This is a genomic window from Streptococcus sp. 544 (assembly GCF_013277385.1).
In the GTDB taxonomy this organism is placed as follows: Bacteria; Bacillota; Bacilli; order Lactobacillales; family Streptococcaceae; genus Streptococcus; species Streptococcus mitis_BA.
The window spans coordinates 58274-73000 of record NZ_VMMU01000014.1; the positions used below are offsets into that span (position 1 = coordinate 58274).

Consider the following 14727-nt stretch of genomic DNA (forward strand, 5'->3'; position numbering starts at 1 on the left):
AATTTAAAGGAGGTAGAATGAAATTTACAAAAATAGATAGAGTATTTTCTCTATTACTAATTGTGGAATTTACAATATGTTTTTTTACACTAGATAATTTTAATCTTTTTCAATTTATGCTGTTTGTACAAATTATACCGTCAATAGTATTAGCTTTGTTATCGGGAAGTATTTCTTCTAGGAGTAAGCATAGCTGGGTGCTATTAATTATTTTTGGAATGATCTATGCCTTAATGATGTTTGGAATTTTCAGGGTTACTCCTATGACGCTTATAGAACAAAATACGATTCAATCTGAAACTTCCGTATTTACATTCAATAGAAATTTACAGTTAGGAACTTATTTTGGATTTTTCCTACAGGAATTTTTACTAGGAGCTTTTATTTGCACTATTTCAAAATGTTTTGGGAGAATTAAACAAGGGAAATTTTAATGAAGCCTGCATTAAAAAGAAGAATTGCTTCTGCAGTTATTTAGAAAATGATATTATTGAAATGGTGTAACATTTGGAGAAAATTATTTTTGAACGAAAAAGATTTGAGTATATCAGTCCTAAAAGAAAGCAAGTAAAGGACTTTATGATTCTAAAAAATTTCATGTCTAAGACAATTCAAGTTGAAATCAGAGTGGAGGACTACTTGTTAGACCTTCTTATTTTAAAAGAGATGAGTACAGAATTTTATAATTTAGATTTTCTTTCTTTGCCCTATGATGTCAATATAGATGTGAAAGAAGTTGTAGAGGATGTTGATTTAACAGTCTATAAGAATAGTAAATATAGAGAGTTTAATTTCTTTAAAAATATTTGTAAATGATATTTTTGAAAGTCTATCCATCCCTATATTAGAATTGCTACAACAAGTTTTCAACACTTGTTTCAATTGAACATACTAAAAACCGAGACTCAGTATTAAACTCATAGTCTCGGTTTTCATATTTCTTAAAGAATAGCTAGGTTTATTTCAATTGATCTGTAATGTCTTTTGATAGCAACATTCCCAGATGATAAGTTTTATTGATGTAAGCAATGACATCATTGATATTTTCAGTCGTGTGAATTTTCTCCTTGATGTCAGCCCTGAATGTTTCATCCTTCAAAAGTTGTTCTTGGTAGAGCCTTTGAAGTCTCTCCTTTTCGTACTTATTGAGCAGAAAAAGGAACACCAAGCTAATTACAACGAGGATATAAGCATATTGGCTCATAGAATATCTCCCTGTATGATAAAGAAGTAATAGTGAATAAATCGATTTAGTGGATCTAAAATAGCAGAACAAGTCAACAAAACTTGATAAGATTTTTGATAGGCCTCTAAACCAAAATCCGTATAGGCTTTAGTGTAAGTTACTTAGATTACTTTGCAATCAAGTGATTAAAAGATTACGACATGAGCCTAACCAAATCGATATTATTTGGTTAGGTGAATTAGTGAAGTGTTTAGACAAGTGTCTCTGATTATGACTAGTGAAGCAGTTAGCTAGTCCGCATCTAAGCGGCTAGCGTCCAACAATTAGGAACTTTAGTTCCAATAACTTTAAGATTACGACGTTTTAGGACATAAATCGATCATATTTATGTCCTAAAACTAGTGAAGCGCCTAGCCAAAGTCCGCATAGGATTTGGTCTTAGTTACTTAGACTACTTTACAATAAAGTGATTAAAAGATTACGACATGAGCCTAACCAAATCGATATTATTTGGTTAGGTGAATTAGTGAAGCGTTTAGGCAATTCGCCATATAGCGATTGCCGTCAAGAGACTAGGAACTTTAGTTCCAGTCTCTTGTAACGATTTACATCTTCTCTGGTGCTTCTACTCCAAGCAAGCGAAGGGCTTCTTTGAGAACGACTGCGGTTGCGTAGCTAAGGGCTAGACGGCTGTCGCGTTCTGGGCTTTCATCCAAGATACGTGTATGTGCATAATATTTGTTGAAGGCTTGAGCCAGGCTAATTGCAAATTTAGCAATGATAGAAGGTTCAAAGTTATCCGCCGCACGGTTGATAATACGTGGGAAGTCTTGGATGAGTTTGATGATTTCCCAGCTTTCAGTATCATTCAAGCTATAGTTGCCAGCTGTTTCTGGTTTGAAATCCGCTTTACGTAAGATCGATTGGATACGAGCGTAGGCATATTGAACGTAAGGCCCAGTTTCACCCTCGAAGGATACCATAGCTTCTAGGTCGAAGTCGTATCCATTTGTACGGTCGGTTTTGAGGTCATAGAATTTAATGGCTCCAACCCCAACAGCATGCGCTACTTGGTCTTTATTTTCAAGTTCAGGATTTTTAGCTTCGATTTGGGTTTTGGCACGACTAACGGCCTCTGCAACTGTAGGCTCTAGCAAGATGACATTCCCTTTACGAGTAGAGAGTTTTTTCCCTTCTTTGGTAACCAAACCAAAAGGAACGTGAGTAATGTCGTCACTCCAGTCGTAGCCCATTTCTTGCAAGACAGCTTTGAGCTGTTTAAAGTGGGCAGATTGTTCTTGACCAACTACGTAGATAGATTTGGCAAATTGGTATTCGTTTTTACGGTAAAGAGCTGCAGCCAAGTCACGAGTGATATAGAGAGTTGCACCATCAGATTTCTTGATAAGGGCTGGATGTTCAATTCCGTATTTCTCAAGGTTGACAACTTGGGCACCCTCTGATTCAACAAGAAGGCCTTTTTCAGAAAGAATGTCTACAACAGCATCCATCTTATCGTTGTAGAAGGCTTCCCCATTGTAGCTGTCAAATTCGACTTGCAATTCATTGTAAAGACGGTTAAATTCTACCAAACTTTCATCACGGAACCATTGCCAAAGTGCGAGAGCTTCCTCGTCTCCATTTTCAAGTTTACGGAACCATTCGCGTGCTTCTTCATCCAAGCTAGGGTCATTTTCAGCCTCAGCATTGATGCGGACATAGAGTTTAAGAAGTTCATCAATTGGATGAGCTTTTACAGCTTCTTCGTCGCCCCATTTTTTGTAGGCTACAATCAGCATTCCAAACTGTTTACCCCAGTCTCCCAAATGGTTGATCTTGACCGTTTGATAACCGATTTTTTGGAAAATATGTGATAAGCTATCTCCGATGACAGTTGAGCGCAGGTGACCAATAGAAAATGGTTTAGCGATATTGGGACTAGACATATCGATAACAACATTTTCTTGTTTACCAATGTTTTGGTCAGCATAGTGTTCTTTTTCAGTGATAACAGCTTGCAATACTTGAGCAGAAATGGCAGATTTATCAAGGAAAAAGTTAACGTAAGGTCCTGTTGCGACAACTTTTTCAAAGGCTTGGCTGTTAATTTTTTCAGCCAGTTCAGCCGCAATCATTTGAGGTGCTTTACGTTCGACTTTTGCAAGAGAAAAAGCAGGGAAAGCAATGTCTCCCATTTCTGAGTTTTTAGGGGTTTCCAGTAAATTTAAAATAGCCTCTTGGTCCAGGCTATCAATGACGCTAGCCAACTCGCTAGCAATCAATTCTTTTGTATTCATTAAGAGCTCCTTTTTGGACTTTTCTACTATTTTATCACAATTTTAAAGAAAGAAGAAAAAATTTTTGAAATCTCCTATTTTTTTGGTATAATATAGTTATAAAAATAGTTATAAATATTCACATAAGAGGATTTTATGAGAAAAAGAGATCGTCATCAGTTAATAAAAAAAATGATTACTGAGGAGAAATTAAGTACACAAAAAGAAATTCAAGATCGGTTGGAGGCGCACAATGTTTTTGTGACGCAGACAACCCTGTCTCGTGATTTGCGCGAAATCGGCTTGACCAAGGTCAAGAAAAATGATATGGTGTATTATGTACTAGCAAATGAGACAGAAAAGATTGATTTGGTGGAATTTTTGTCTCATCATTTAGAAGGTGTTGCAAGAGCAGAGTTTACCTTGGTGCTTCATACCAAATTGGGCGAAGCCTCTGTTTTGGCAAATATTGTAGATGCAAACAAGGATGAATGGATTTTAGGAACAGTTGCTGGTGCCAATACCTTATTGGTTATTTGTCGAGACCAGCACGTTGCCAAACTCATGGAAGATCGTTTGCTAGATTTGATGAAAGATAAGTAAGGTCTTGGGAGTTGCTCTCAAGACTTATTTTTGACAAGGAGAGACGGAAAATGGCGACAGAAAAGCTATCACCCGGCATGCAACAGTATGTGGATATTAAAAAGCAATATCCAGATGCTTTTTTGCTCTTTCGGATGGGTGATTTTTATGAATTATTTTATGAGGATGCGGTCAATGCTGCGCAGATTCTGGAAATTTCCTTAACGAGTCGCAACAAGAATGCCGACAATCCGATTCCTATGGCGGGTGTTCCCTATCATTCTGCCCAACAGTATATCGATGTCTTGATTGAGCAGGGTTATAAGGTGGCTATCGCAGAACAGATGGAAGATCCTAAACAAGCAGTTGGGGTTGTGAAACGAGAGGTTGTTCAAGTCATTACGCCAGGGACAGTGGTCGATAGCAGTAAGCCGGATAGTCAGAACAACTTCTTGGTTGCCATAGATCGAGATGGCAATCAATTTGGCTTAGCTTATATGGACCTGGTGACGGGTGACTTTTATGTGACAGGTCTTTTGGATTTCACGCTGGTTTGTGGGGAAATCCGTAATCTCAAGGCGCGAGAAGTGGTGCTGGGCTATGACTTGTCTGAGGAAGATGAACAAATCCTTAGTCGTCAGATGAATCTGGTACTTTCCTATGAAAAAGAAGGCTTTGAAGACCTTCATTTGCTGGATTCACGATTGGCAGCTGTGGAGCAAGCGGCATCTAGTAAATTGCTCCAGTATGTTCATCGGACTCAGATGAGGGAATTGAACCACCTCAAGCCTGTTATCCGCTATGAAATCAAAGATTTTTTGCAGATGGATTATGCGACCAAGGCTAGTCTGGATTTGGTTGAGAATGCTCGTTCAGGCAAGAAGCAAGGCAGTCTTTTCTGGCTTTTGGATGAAACCAAGACGGCTATGGGTATGCGTCTCTTGCGTTCTTGGATTCATCGCCCCTTGATTGATAAGGAACGAATCGTCCAACGTCAAGAAGTGGTGCAGGTCTTTCTTGATCACTTTTTTGAGCGCAGTGATTTGACAGACAGTCTCAAGGGTGTTTATGATATCGAACGCTTGGCTAGTCGTGTTTCTTTTGGCAAGACCAATCCCAAGGATCTCTTGCAGCTGGCGACTACCTTGTCCAGTGTGCCACGGATTCGTGCGATTTTAGAAGGGATGGAGCAACCTGCTTTAGCTTATCTCATCGAACAACTGGATGGAATCCCTGAGTTGGAGAGTTTGATTAGCGCAGCGATTGCTCCTGAAGCTCCTCATGTGATTACAGATGGGGGAATTATCCGAACTGGATTTGATGAGACCTTAGACAAGTACCGTCGCGTTCTCAGAGAAGGGACTGGTTGGATTGCTGAGATTGAGGCTAAGGAGCGAGAAAACTCTGGTATCAGTACGCTCAAGATTGACTACAATAAAAAGGATGGCTACTATTTCCATGTGACCAATTCGCAACTGGGAAATGTGCCTGCTCACTTTTTCCGCAAGGCGACGCTGAAAAACTCAGAACGCTTTGGAACCGAAGAATTAGCGCGTATCGAGGGAGATATGCTGGAGGCGCGTGAGAAGTCAGCCAATCTCGAATACGAAATTTTTATGCGTATTCGTGAAGAGGTCAGCAAGTATATCCAGCGTTTGCAGGCTTTAGCTCAAGGAATTGCGACAGTTGATGTCTTGCAAAGTCTGGCGGTTGTAGCTGAAACCCAGCATTTGATTCGACCTGAATTCGGAGATGATTCGCGAATTGATATCCAGAAAGGGCGCCATGCTGTCGTTGAAAAGGTTATGGGGGCTCAGACCTATATTCCCAATACGATTCAGATGGCAGAAGATACCAGTATTCAACTGATTACAGGGCCCAACATGAGCGGGAAGTCAACCTATATGCGTCAGTTAGCCATGACGGCGGTTATGGCCCAGCTGGGTTCCTATGTTCCTGCTGAAAGCGCCCATTTACCGATTTTTGATGCGATTTTTACCCGTATCGGAGCAGCAGATGACTTGGTTTCAGGTCAATCAACCTTCATGGTGGAGATGATGGAGGCCAATAATGCCATTTCGCATGCGACCAAAAATTCCTTGATTCTTTTTGATGAATTGGGACGGGGAACTGCAACTTATGATGGTATGGCTCTTGCTCAGTCCATCATCGAATACATTCATGAACATATCGGAGCCAAGACCCTCTTTGCGACCCACTACCATGAGTTGACTAGTCTGGAGTCTAGCTTGGAACACTTAGTCAATGTCCACGTGGCAACTTTGGAACAGGATGGGCAGGTTACCTTCCTTCACAAGATTGAACCAGGGCCAGCTGATAAATCCTACGGTATCCATGTTGCCAAGATTGCTGGCTTGCCGGCAGACCTTTTAGCAAGGGCGGATAAGATTTTGACTCAGTTAGAGAATCAAGGGACAGAAAGTCCTGCTCCCGTGAGGCAAACAAGTGCTGTCACAGAACAGATTTCACTCTTTGATACGACTGAAGAACATCCTATCCTAGAAGAATTAGCTAAACTGGATGTTTACAATATGACACCTATGCAGGCTATGAATGTCTTAGTTGAGTTAAAACAGAAACTATAAAACCAAGACTCACTAGTTAGTCTAGCTGTATCAAGGAGACTTCTTTGACAATCACCCACTTTTTTGCTAGAATAACATCACACAAACAGAATGAAAAGGAGCTGACGCATTGTCGCTCCCTTTTGTCTATTTTTTAAGGAGAAAGTATGCTGATTCAGAAAATAAAAACCTACAAGTGGCAGGCCTTGGCTTCGCTCCTGATGACAGGCTTGATGGTTGCCAGTTCACTTTTGCAACCGCGTTACCTGCAGGAAGTGTTAGACGCCCTCCTTGCTGGAAAATATGAAGCTATTTATAGTATCGGGGCTTGGTTGATTGGTGTGGCTTTGGTCGGTCTAGTTGCTGGTGGGCTCAATGTTATCCTTGCAGCCTATATTGCCCAAGGAGTTTCATCCGACCTTCGGGAGGATGCCTTCTGTAAAATCCAAACCTTTTCTTATGCCAATATTGAACAATTTAATGCGGGAAATCTAGTCGTTCGAATGACCAACGATATCAACCAGATTCAGAACGTGGTCATGATGACCTTCCAAATTCTTTTCAGGCTTCCCCTCTTGTTCATCGGTTCCTTTATCCTGGCGGTTCAAACCTTACCTTCTCTGTGGTGGGTGATTGTTCTCATGGTAGTCTTGATTTTTGGTTTGACTGCTGTCATGATGGGAATGATGGGGCCTCGTTTTGCCAAGTTTCAAACCCTTCTTGAGCGCATCAATGCCATTGCCAAGGAAAATCTGCGTGGCGTTCGTGTGGTCAAGTCCTTTGTCCAAGAAAAAGAGCAATTTGCTAAGTTTACGGAGGTTTCAGACGAGTTACTCGGTCAAAATCTTTACATTGGTTATGCCTTTTCAGTAGTGGAACCTTTCATGATGTTGGTCGGTTACGGGGCGGTTTTCCTCTCTATTTGGCTAGTTGCAGGGATGGTTCAGTCGGATCCGTCAGTTGTTGGCTCCATTGCTTCTTTTGTCAATTACCTAAGCCAGATTATCTTTACCATTGTTATGGTTGGATTTTTAGGAAATTCTGTCAGTCGTGCTATGATTTCCATGCGTCGTATTCGAGAAATTCTGGACGCAGAGCCAGCCATGACTTTCAAGGATGTCCCAGATGAAGAGTTAGTCGGAAGTCTTAGTTTTGAAAATGTGACCTTTACCTATCCAATGGACAAGGAACCGATGCTGAAAGATGTGAGCTTTACTATTGAACCTGGTCAGATGGTTGGTGTCGTTGGAGCGACTGGTGCAGGAAAATCAACCTTGGCTCAATTGATTCCACGTCTTTTTGACCCACAGGAAGGGGCTATCAAAATCGGAGGCAGGGATATTCGAGAAGTGAGTGAAGGAACCCTGCGTAAAACAGTTTCTATCGTTCTCCAACGTGCTATTCTCTTTAGTGGAACGATTGCAGATAACTTGAGACAGGGCAAAGGAGATGCTACTCTATTTGAAATGGAGCGTGCAGCCAATATTGCCCAAGCCAGTGAATTCATTCATCGTATGGAGAAAACCTTTGAAAGTCCAGTTGAGGAACGAGGAACCAACTTCTCTGGTGGGCAAAAACAAAGGATGTCGATTGCGCGTGGGATTGTCAGCAATCCGCGTATTCTGATTTTTGACGATTCGACCTCGGCCTTGGATGCCAAGTCAGAGCGCCTGGTTCAAGAAGCCTTGAATAAGGACTTGAAGGGAACAACAACCATTATCATCGCGCAAAAGATTAGCTCGGTTGTCCATGCAGACAAGATCTTGGTTCTAGATCAAGGACGATTGATTGGTCAAGGCACGCATGCAGACTTGGTTGCCAACAATGCCGTTTACCGTGAAATCTACGAAACACAGAAAGGAAAGGAGGAGTAAAATGAAGACAGTTCAATTTTTTTGGAATTATTTTAAAGTCTATAAGCTATCATTTGTAGTTGTTATCCTGATGATTGTTCTGGCGACTCTTGCCCAAGCCCTCTTTCCAGTCTTTTCTGGACAAGCAGTGACGCAGTTAGCTAATTTAGTTCAAGCTTATCAAAATGGCAATCCAGAACTTGTTTGGCAAAGCCTATCAGGAATCATGGTCAATCTTGGTCTGCTGGTTTTAGTTCTATTTATCTCCAGCGTCATATACATGTGTCTCATGACGCGCGTGATTGCAGAGTCGACCAACGAGATGCGTAAAGGTCTCTTTGGTAAGCTTGCTCGCTTGACGGTTTCTTTCTTTGACCGCCGACAAGATGGAGATATCCTGTCTCGTTTTACCAGTGATTTGGATAATATTCTCCAAGCCTTTAATGAAAGTCTGGTTCAGGTCATGAGCAATATTGTTTTATACATTGGTCTGATTCTTGTCATGTTTTCGAGAAATGTGACCCTGGCCCTCATCACTATTGCCAGCACACCAGTGGCCTTTCTTATGTTGATTTTCATCGTGAAAATGGCCCGCAAATACACCAACCTCCAACAAAAAGAGGTAGGGAAACTCAACGCCTATATGGATGAGAGTATCTCAGGCCAAAAAGCCGTGATTGTGCAAGGAATTCAAGAGGATATGATGGCAGGATTTCTTGAACAAAATGAGCGCGTGCGCAAGGCAACCTTTAAAGGAAGAATGTTTTCAGGAATTCTTTTCCCTGTCATGAATGGGATGAGTCTGGTCAACACAGCCATCATTATCTTTGCTGGTTCAGCTGTACTTTTGAATGATAAGTCTATTGAAACAAGTACAGCCCTAGGTCTGATTGTTATGTTTGCCCAATTTTCTCAGCAATACTACCAGCCTATTATTCAAGTTGCAGCTAGTTGGGGAAGTCTCCAGTTGGCCTTTACAGGTGCTGAACGGATTCAGGAAATGTTTGACGCAGAGGAAGAAATCCGACCTGAAAAGGCTCCAATCTTCACTCAGTTGCAAGAAGGTGTTGAAATTAGTCATATTGATTTTTCATACTTGCCTGATAAACCTATTTTGAAAGATGTTAGCATTTCTGCCCCTAAAGGCCAGATGACAGCAGTTGTTGGTCCGACTGGGTCAGGGAAAACGACCATTATGAACCTCATCAATCGTTTTTATGATGTTGATGCTGGTGGTATTTATTTTGATGGCAAAGACATTCGTGACTATGATTTGGATAGTCTCAGAAGCAAGGTGGGAATTGTCTTGCAAGATTCGGTCTTGTTTAGCGGAACCATTCGAGACAATATCCGTTTCGGTGTGCCAGATGCCAGTCGGGAAATGGTTGAGTCAGCAGCCAAAGCAACCCATATTCACGACTATATCGAAAGTTTACCTGACAAATACGATACTCTTATAGATGATGAGCAGAGCATCTTTTCGACTGGACAGAAACAATTGATTTCTATCGCTCGAACCCTGATGACAGATCCAGAAGTCCTCATTCTCGATGAAGCCACTTCAAACGTAGATACGGTGACTGAAAGTAAGATTCAGCATGCCATGGAGGCGGTTGTAGCAGGTAGAACCAGTTTCGTTATTGCCCACCGCTTGAAAACCATTCTCAATGCAGATCAGATTATTGTCCTTAAAGATGGAGAAGTCATTGAACGTGGTAATCACCATGAACTCTTGAAGTTAGGTGGATTTTACTCAGAACTCTATCACAATCAATTTGTCTTCGAATAAGGAAGAAGTTGTCCTATGTGGGCAGCTTTTTCTTGTCCATAAAAAATTTTTATCACGACCTTTAAAAAAACATATTAGACGAAAGTCATTTTGAGTGATAAGATAGGACTATCGTTAATATTCGAAAGGAGAGACATCATGGCTAGAACGGTTGTAGGAGTTGCTGCAAATCTATGTCCCGTAGACGCAGAAGGAAAAAACATTCATTCATCTGTATCTTGTAGATTCGCAGAGAGCATTCGTCAAGTCGGCGGTCTCCCTTTAGTCATTCCTGTTGGTGATGAGTCTGTTGTACGCGATTATGTGGAAATGATTGACAAGCTCATTTTGACAGGAGGCCAAAATGTTCATCCTCAGTTTTATGGAGAGAAAAAGACCATTGAGAGCGATGATTACAATCTAGTGCGTGATGAATTTGAATTGGCACTCTTAAAAGAAGCGCTTCGTCAGAATAAACCAATTATGGCAATTTGTCGTGGTGTTCAACTTGTCAATGTTGCCTTTGGTGGAACCCTCAATCAAGAAATCGAAGGTCACTGGCAAGGCCTACCTTTCGGAACATCTCACTCTGTTGAGACAGTGGAGGGAAGCGTGGTTGCCCAGCTATTTGGAAAAGAAAGTCAGGTCAATTCCGTCCATCGTCAAAGCATTAAAGATTTGGCACCTAATTTCCGTGTAACCGCTATTGATCCAAGAGACCAGACCATCGAAGCGATTGAGTCTATCGATGAGCACCGCATTATCGGTTTGCAGTGGCATCCAGAGTTTCTGGTTAATGAAGAAGATGGTAATTTAGAATTATTTGAGTATTTATTGAATGAACTGTAACGACTGGGACATCTGGTCGTTCTTTCTTTTATTTTTTCAAAATTTTTGGGATGTGGGATTTTTACGCAAACGTTTGAATTCTGATAAAAATTGGAGAAATTCGACAAAAAAACTTGAAAAAAACGAAGGTAAGCGTTATGATAGAAAAGAAGAAATATTGGAGGAATAACATGTCACATATTAAATTTGATTATTCAAAAGTTTTAGACAAATTTGTTGCACCACATGAAGTGGAATACATGCAATCACAAGTAACAGCAGCAGATGAATTGATCCGTAAAGGGACTGGTGCTGGTAGCGACTTCTTGGGATGGTTGGATCTTCCTGAAAACTACGACCGTGAAGAATTTGACCGCATCTTGAAAGCTGCTGAGCAAATCAAATCAGACAGCGATGTTTTGGTTGTAATTGGTATCGGAGGATCTTACCTTGGTGCCAAAGCAGCAATCGACTTCTTGAACCACCACTTTGCAAACTTGCAAACAAAAGAAGAACGCAAGGCTCCACAAATCCTTTACGCAGGAAACTCAATCTCATCTACTTACCTTGCTGACTTGGTAGAGTACGTAGCTGATAAAGACTTCTCAGTAAACGTGATTTCTAAATCAGGTACAACAACTGAACCAGCTATCGCTTTCCGTGTCTTCAAAGAACTCTTGGTTAAGAAATACGGTCAAGAAGAAGCCAACAAACGTATCTATGCAACGACTGACCGTCAAAAAGGTGCTGTTAAAGTTGAAGCTGATGCTAACGGCTGGGAAACATTTGTTGTTCCAGACGACATCGGTGGACGCTTCTCAGTATTGACAGCCGTTGGTTTGCTTCCAATCGCAGCATCAGGAGCTGACATCAAAGCCCTTATGGAAGGTGCGAATGCAGCTCGCAAAGACTACACTTCAGATAAAATCTCTGAAAACGAAGCTTACCAATACGCAGCAGTTCGTAACATCCTTTACCGTAAAGGCTATGCAACTGAAATCTTGGTAAACTACGAGCCATCACTTCAATACTTCTCAGAGTGGTGGAAACAATTGGCTGGTGAATCAGAAGGAAAAGACCAAAAAGGTATCTATCCAACTTCAGCCAACTTCTCAACTGACTTGCACTCACTTGGTCAATTTATCCAAGAAGGAACTCGTATCATGTTTGAAACAGTTGTCCGTGTTGACAAACCTCGTAAAAACGTGATTATCCCTAGCTTGGAAGAAGACCTTGATGGACTTGGTTACCTTCAAGGAAAAGACGTTGACTTTGTAAACAAAAAAGCAACTGACGGTGTTCTTCTTGCCCACACAGACGGTGATGTACCAAACATGTACGTGACTCTTCCAGAGCAAGACGCTTTCACTCTTGGTTATACAATCTACTTCTTCGAATTGGCTATCGCTCTTTCAGGTTACTTGAATGCTATCAACCCATTTGACCAACCAGGTGTTGAAGCTTACAAACGTAACATGTTTGCCCTTCTTGGAAAACCAGGATTTGAAGAATTGAGCAAAGAACTTAACGCACGTCTATAATAGAAGAAAAGAGTGGTTTGTCCACTCTTTTTACTCTCTTTATCCATAGAAATTGGACTCAGCCAAGACTTGTGATATAATATAGAGAGCAAAAAGGCAGACGCCTAGAGACTTTATAGGAGAAACTATGTCAAAAGATATCCGCGTACGTTACGCACCAAGTCCAACAGGACTACTACACATCGGAAATGCCCGTACAGCATTATTCAACTACCTTTACGCCCGTCATCACGGTGGAACTTTTATCATTCGTATCGAAGATACTGACCGTAAACGTCATGTCGAGGATGGTGAACGTTCACAGCTTGAAAACCTTCGTTGGTTAGGCATGGATTGGGATGAAAGTCCAGAAACACATGAAAATTACCGCCAGTCTGAACGTTTGGACTTGTATCAAAAATACATCGATCAACTGTTAGCTGAAGGAAAAGCTTACAAATCTTACGTTACAGAAGAAGAGTTGGCAGCTGAACGCGAACGCCAAGAAGCAGCTGGTGAAACACCTCGCTACATCAACGAATACCTTGGTATGAGTGAAGAAGAAAAAGTAGCTTACATCTCAGAACGTGAAGCAGCAGGGATCATCCCAACTGTTCGTCTGGCTGTCAATGAGTCAGGTATCTACAAGTGGCATGATATGGTCAAAGGCGATATCGAATTTGAAGGTGGCAATATCGGTGGTGACTGGGTTATTCAAAAGAAAGACGGTTACCCAACTTACAACTTTGCCGTTGTCATCGATGACCATGATATGCAAATTTCTCACGTAATCCGTGGAGACGACCACATTGCTAATACACCAAAACAGCTCATGGTTTATGAAGCACTTGGTTGGGAAGCTCCAGAGTTTGGTCACATGACTTTGATTATCAACTCTGAAACTGGGAAAAAATTGTCTAAACGTGACACCAACACCCTTCAGTTTATTGAAGACTACCGTAAAAAAGGCTATTTACCAGAAGCAGTCTTTAACTTTATTGCTCTTCTTGGTTGGAACCCAGGTGGCGAAGATGAGATTTTCTCTCGTGAAGAACTCATTAAACTTTTCGATGAAAACCGTCTGAGCAAGTCTCCAGCAGCCTTTGACCAGAAAAAACTAGACTGGATGAGCAATGATTATATCAAGAATGCAGACCTAGAAACTATCTTTGAAATGGCAAAACCATTCTTAGAGGAAGCAGGCCGGTTGACTGATAAGGCTGAAAAACTAGTTGAGCTCTATAAACCACAAATGAAATCAGTAGATGAAATTATTCCATTGACAGATCTTTTCTTCTCAGATTTCCCAGAATTGACAGAAGCAGAGCGCGAAGTCATGGCGGGCGAAACAGTTCCAACAGTTCTTGAAGCCTTCAAAGCAAAACTTGAAGCGATGACAGATGATGAATTTGTGGCAGAGAATATCTTCCCACAAATTAAAGCAGTCCAAAAAGAAACAGGTATTAAAGGGAAAAATCTTTTCATGCCTATTCGTATCGCTGTTTCAGGTGAAATGCATGGACCAGAATTGCCAGATACTATCTTCTTGTTAGGTCGTGAAAAATCAATCCAGCATATCGAAAACATGCTAAAAGAAATCTCTAAGTAAGAAAGGTACAATAATGGACATCTGGGAAAAGATGTACGAAGAAGCACAGAAGCTATACAATCCACATGAAGTATCAGACTTTGTTTATGCCAATCATGTTGTAGCTGCAGTAGAAGCAGAAGATGGACAAATATTTACAGGATTCTGTATGGAGGGAACCTGTGGTGTTTTCCATCTCTGCGCAGAGCGGGCAGCTCTCTTCAATATGTACCAATTTTCAGGACAAACTAAGGTTAAAAAAGTATTAGCCTTTCGAGACAAACCACCTTATGGTGGAAGTTCAGCCATGCCTTGTGGAGCGTGCAGAGAATTCCTTTTAGAGTTGAACGCTGAAAATAAAGATGCAGAATTCATGATGGACTACGATAGAAGAAAGATAGTGAAAGTCGCAGAACTAATGCCCTATTGGTGGGGAGAAGAACGTGCTTCTAAGTTTAATGAACAATAGAAGAGTCAGTACAATTCTGGCTCTTTTTACTATAATTTGAAAAACTGTACTTGAAAAAAGGTAAATTCCCAA

The 14727-nt window shown here is 41.0% G+C and carries 12 protein-coding genes; 10 read left to right on the forward strand and 2 right to left on the reverse strand.

What is annotated here, in order from left to right:
* The first annotated feature begins 17 nt into the window (after positions 1–17).
* On the forward strand, positions 18–434 hold the full coding sequence (locus HT728_RS10675; protein WP_225904833.1) for a hypothetical protein: 417 nt from the start codon (positions 18–20) through the stop codon (positions 432–434).
* A 73-nt stretch (positions 435–507) separates the two neighbouring features.
* Positions 508–816 carry a hypothetical protein gene (locus HT728_RS07175; protein WP_049511642.1) on the forward strand — a complete coding sequence of 103 codons (309 nt, stop codon included), beginning with the start codon at positions 508–510 and terminating at the stop codon, positions 814–816.
* A gap of 142 nt (positions 817–958) precedes the next feature.
* On the opposite strand, the gene HT728_RS07180 is transcribed toward HT728_RS07175, so the two are convergent.
* Entirely contained in the window at positions 959–1204 is a 246-nt protein-coding gene (locus HT728_RS07180) for a hypothetical protein (RefSeq protein WP_000084859.1), read from the reverse strand.
* 587 nt (positions 1205–1791) lie between these two features.
* The gene (gene argS, locus HT728_RS07185; protein ID WP_173234529.1) at positions 1792–3483 is read right to left on the reverse strand and encodes an arginine--tRNA ligase; all 1692 of its coding nucleotides are present in this window, start codon (positions 3481–3483) and stop codon (positions 1792–1794) included.
* Positions 3484–3618: 135 nt separating this feature from the next.
* Here argS and argR point away from each other — a divergent pair, with 135 nt between their 5' ends.
* The 8 genes from argR (at position 3619) to HT728_RS07225 (ending at position 14655) form a co-directional block, all read left to right on the forward strand.
* On the forward strand, positions 3619–4065 hold the full coding sequence (gene argR, locus HT728_RS07190) for an arginine repressor (RefSeq protein ID WP_001231476.1): 447 nt from the start codon (positions 3619–3621) through the stop codon (positions 4063–4065).
* Positions 4066–4115: 50 nt separating this feature from the next.
* Positions 4116–6650 carry a DNA mismatch repair protein MutS gene (mutS, locus tag HT728_RS07195; protein ID WP_173234531.1) on the forward strand — a complete coding sequence of 845 codons (2535 nt, stop codon included), beginning with the start codon at positions 4116–4118 and terminating at the stop codon, positions 6648–6650.
* A 146-nt stretch (positions 6651–6796) separates the two neighbouring features.
* Positions 6797–8503: a multidrug efflux ABC transporter subunit PatA gene (patA, locus tag HT728_RS07200; protein ID WP_173234533.1), complete on the forward strand. Its 1707-nt coding sequence runs from the start codon at positions 6797–6799 to the stop codon at positions 8501–8503.
* 1 nt (position 8504) lies between these two features.
* Positions 8505–10271: a multidrug efflux ABC transporter subunit PatB gene (gene patB, locus HT728_RS07205; RefSeq protein WP_112445480.1), complete on the forward strand. Its 1767-nt coding sequence runs from the start codon at positions 8505–8507 to the stop codon at positions 10269–10271.
* A 138-nt stretch (positions 10272–10409) separates the two neighbouring features.
* The gene (locus tag HT728_RS07210) at positions 10410–11099 is read left to right on the forward strand and encodes a gamma-glutamyl-gamma-aminobutyrate hydrolase family protein (protein WP_173234535.1); all 690 of its coding nucleotides are present in this window, start codon (positions 10410–10412) and stop codon (positions 11097–11099) included.
* Between the two features lie 170 nt (positions 11100–11269).
* Positions 11270–12619 carry a glucose-6-phosphate isomerase gene (locus HT728_RS07215; protein WP_000018268.1) on the forward strand — a complete coding sequence of 450 codons (1350 nt, stop codon included), beginning with the start codon at positions 11270–11272 and terminating at the stop codon, positions 12617–12619.
* Positions 12620–12746: 127 nt separating this feature from the next.
* Positions 12747–14207 carry a glutamate--tRNA ligase gene (gene gltX / locus HT728_RS07220; protein WP_173234537.1) on the forward strand — a complete coding sequence of 487 codons (1461 nt, stop codon included), beginning with the start codon at positions 12747–12749 and terminating at the stop codon, positions 14205–14207.
* A 13-nt stretch (positions 14208–14220) separates the two neighbouring features.
* Positions 14221–14655: a cytidine deaminase gene (locus HT728_RS07225; protein ID WP_164226827.1), complete on the forward strand. Its 435-nt coding sequence runs from the start codon at positions 14221–14223 to the stop codon at positions 14653–14655.
* Positions 14656–14727: the final 72 nt, after the last annotated feature.

What these genes read in the sequence shown, in the direction of transcription:
- HT728_RS07180 (WP_000084859.1), bottom strand. Translation starts at nt 1,204, where the DNA reads ATGAGCCAATATGCTTATATCCTCGTTGTAATTAGCTTGGTGTTCCTT.
- gltX (WP_173234537.1), top strand. Translation starts at nt 12,747, where the DNA reads ATGTCAAAAGATATCCGCGTACGTTACGCACCAAGTCCAACAGGACTA.
- patB (WP_112445480.1), top strand. Translation starts at nt 8,505, where the DNA reads ATGAAGACAGTTCAATTTTTTTGGAATTATTTTAAAGTCTATAAGCTA.
- HT728_RS10675 (WP_225904833.1), top strand. Translation starts at nt 18, where the DNA reads ATGAAATTTACAAAAATAGATAGAGTATTTTCTCTATTACTAATTGTG.
- argR (WP_001231476.1), top strand. Translation starts at nt 3,619, where the DNA reads ATGAGAAAAAGAGATCGTCATCAGTTAATAAAAAAAATGATTACTGAG.
- argS (WP_173234529.1), bottom strand. Translation starts at nt 3,483, where the DNA reads ATGAATACAAAAGAATTGATTGCTAGCGAGTTGGCTAGCGTCATTGAT.
- HT728_RS07215 (WP_000018268.1), top strand. Translation starts at nt 11,270, where the DNA reads ATGTCACATATTAAATTTGATTATTCAAAAGTTTTAGACAAATTTGTT.
- mutS (WP_173234531.1), top strand. Translation starts at nt 4,116, where the DNA reads ATGGCGACAGAAAAGCTATCACCCGGCATGCAACAGTATGTGGATATT.
- HT728_RS07225 (WP_164226827.1), top strand. Translation starts at nt 14,221, where the DNA reads ATGGACATCTGGGAAAAGATGTACGAAGAAGCACAGAAGCTATACAAT.
- patA (WP_173234533.1), top strand. Translation starts at nt 6,797, where the DNA reads ATGCTGATTCAGAAAATAAAAACCTACAAGTGGCAGGCCTTGGCTTCG.
- HT728_RS07210 (WP_173234535.1), top strand. Translation starts at nt 10,410, where the DNA reads ATGGCTAGAACGGTTGTAGGAGTTGCTGCAAATCTATGTCCCGTAGAC.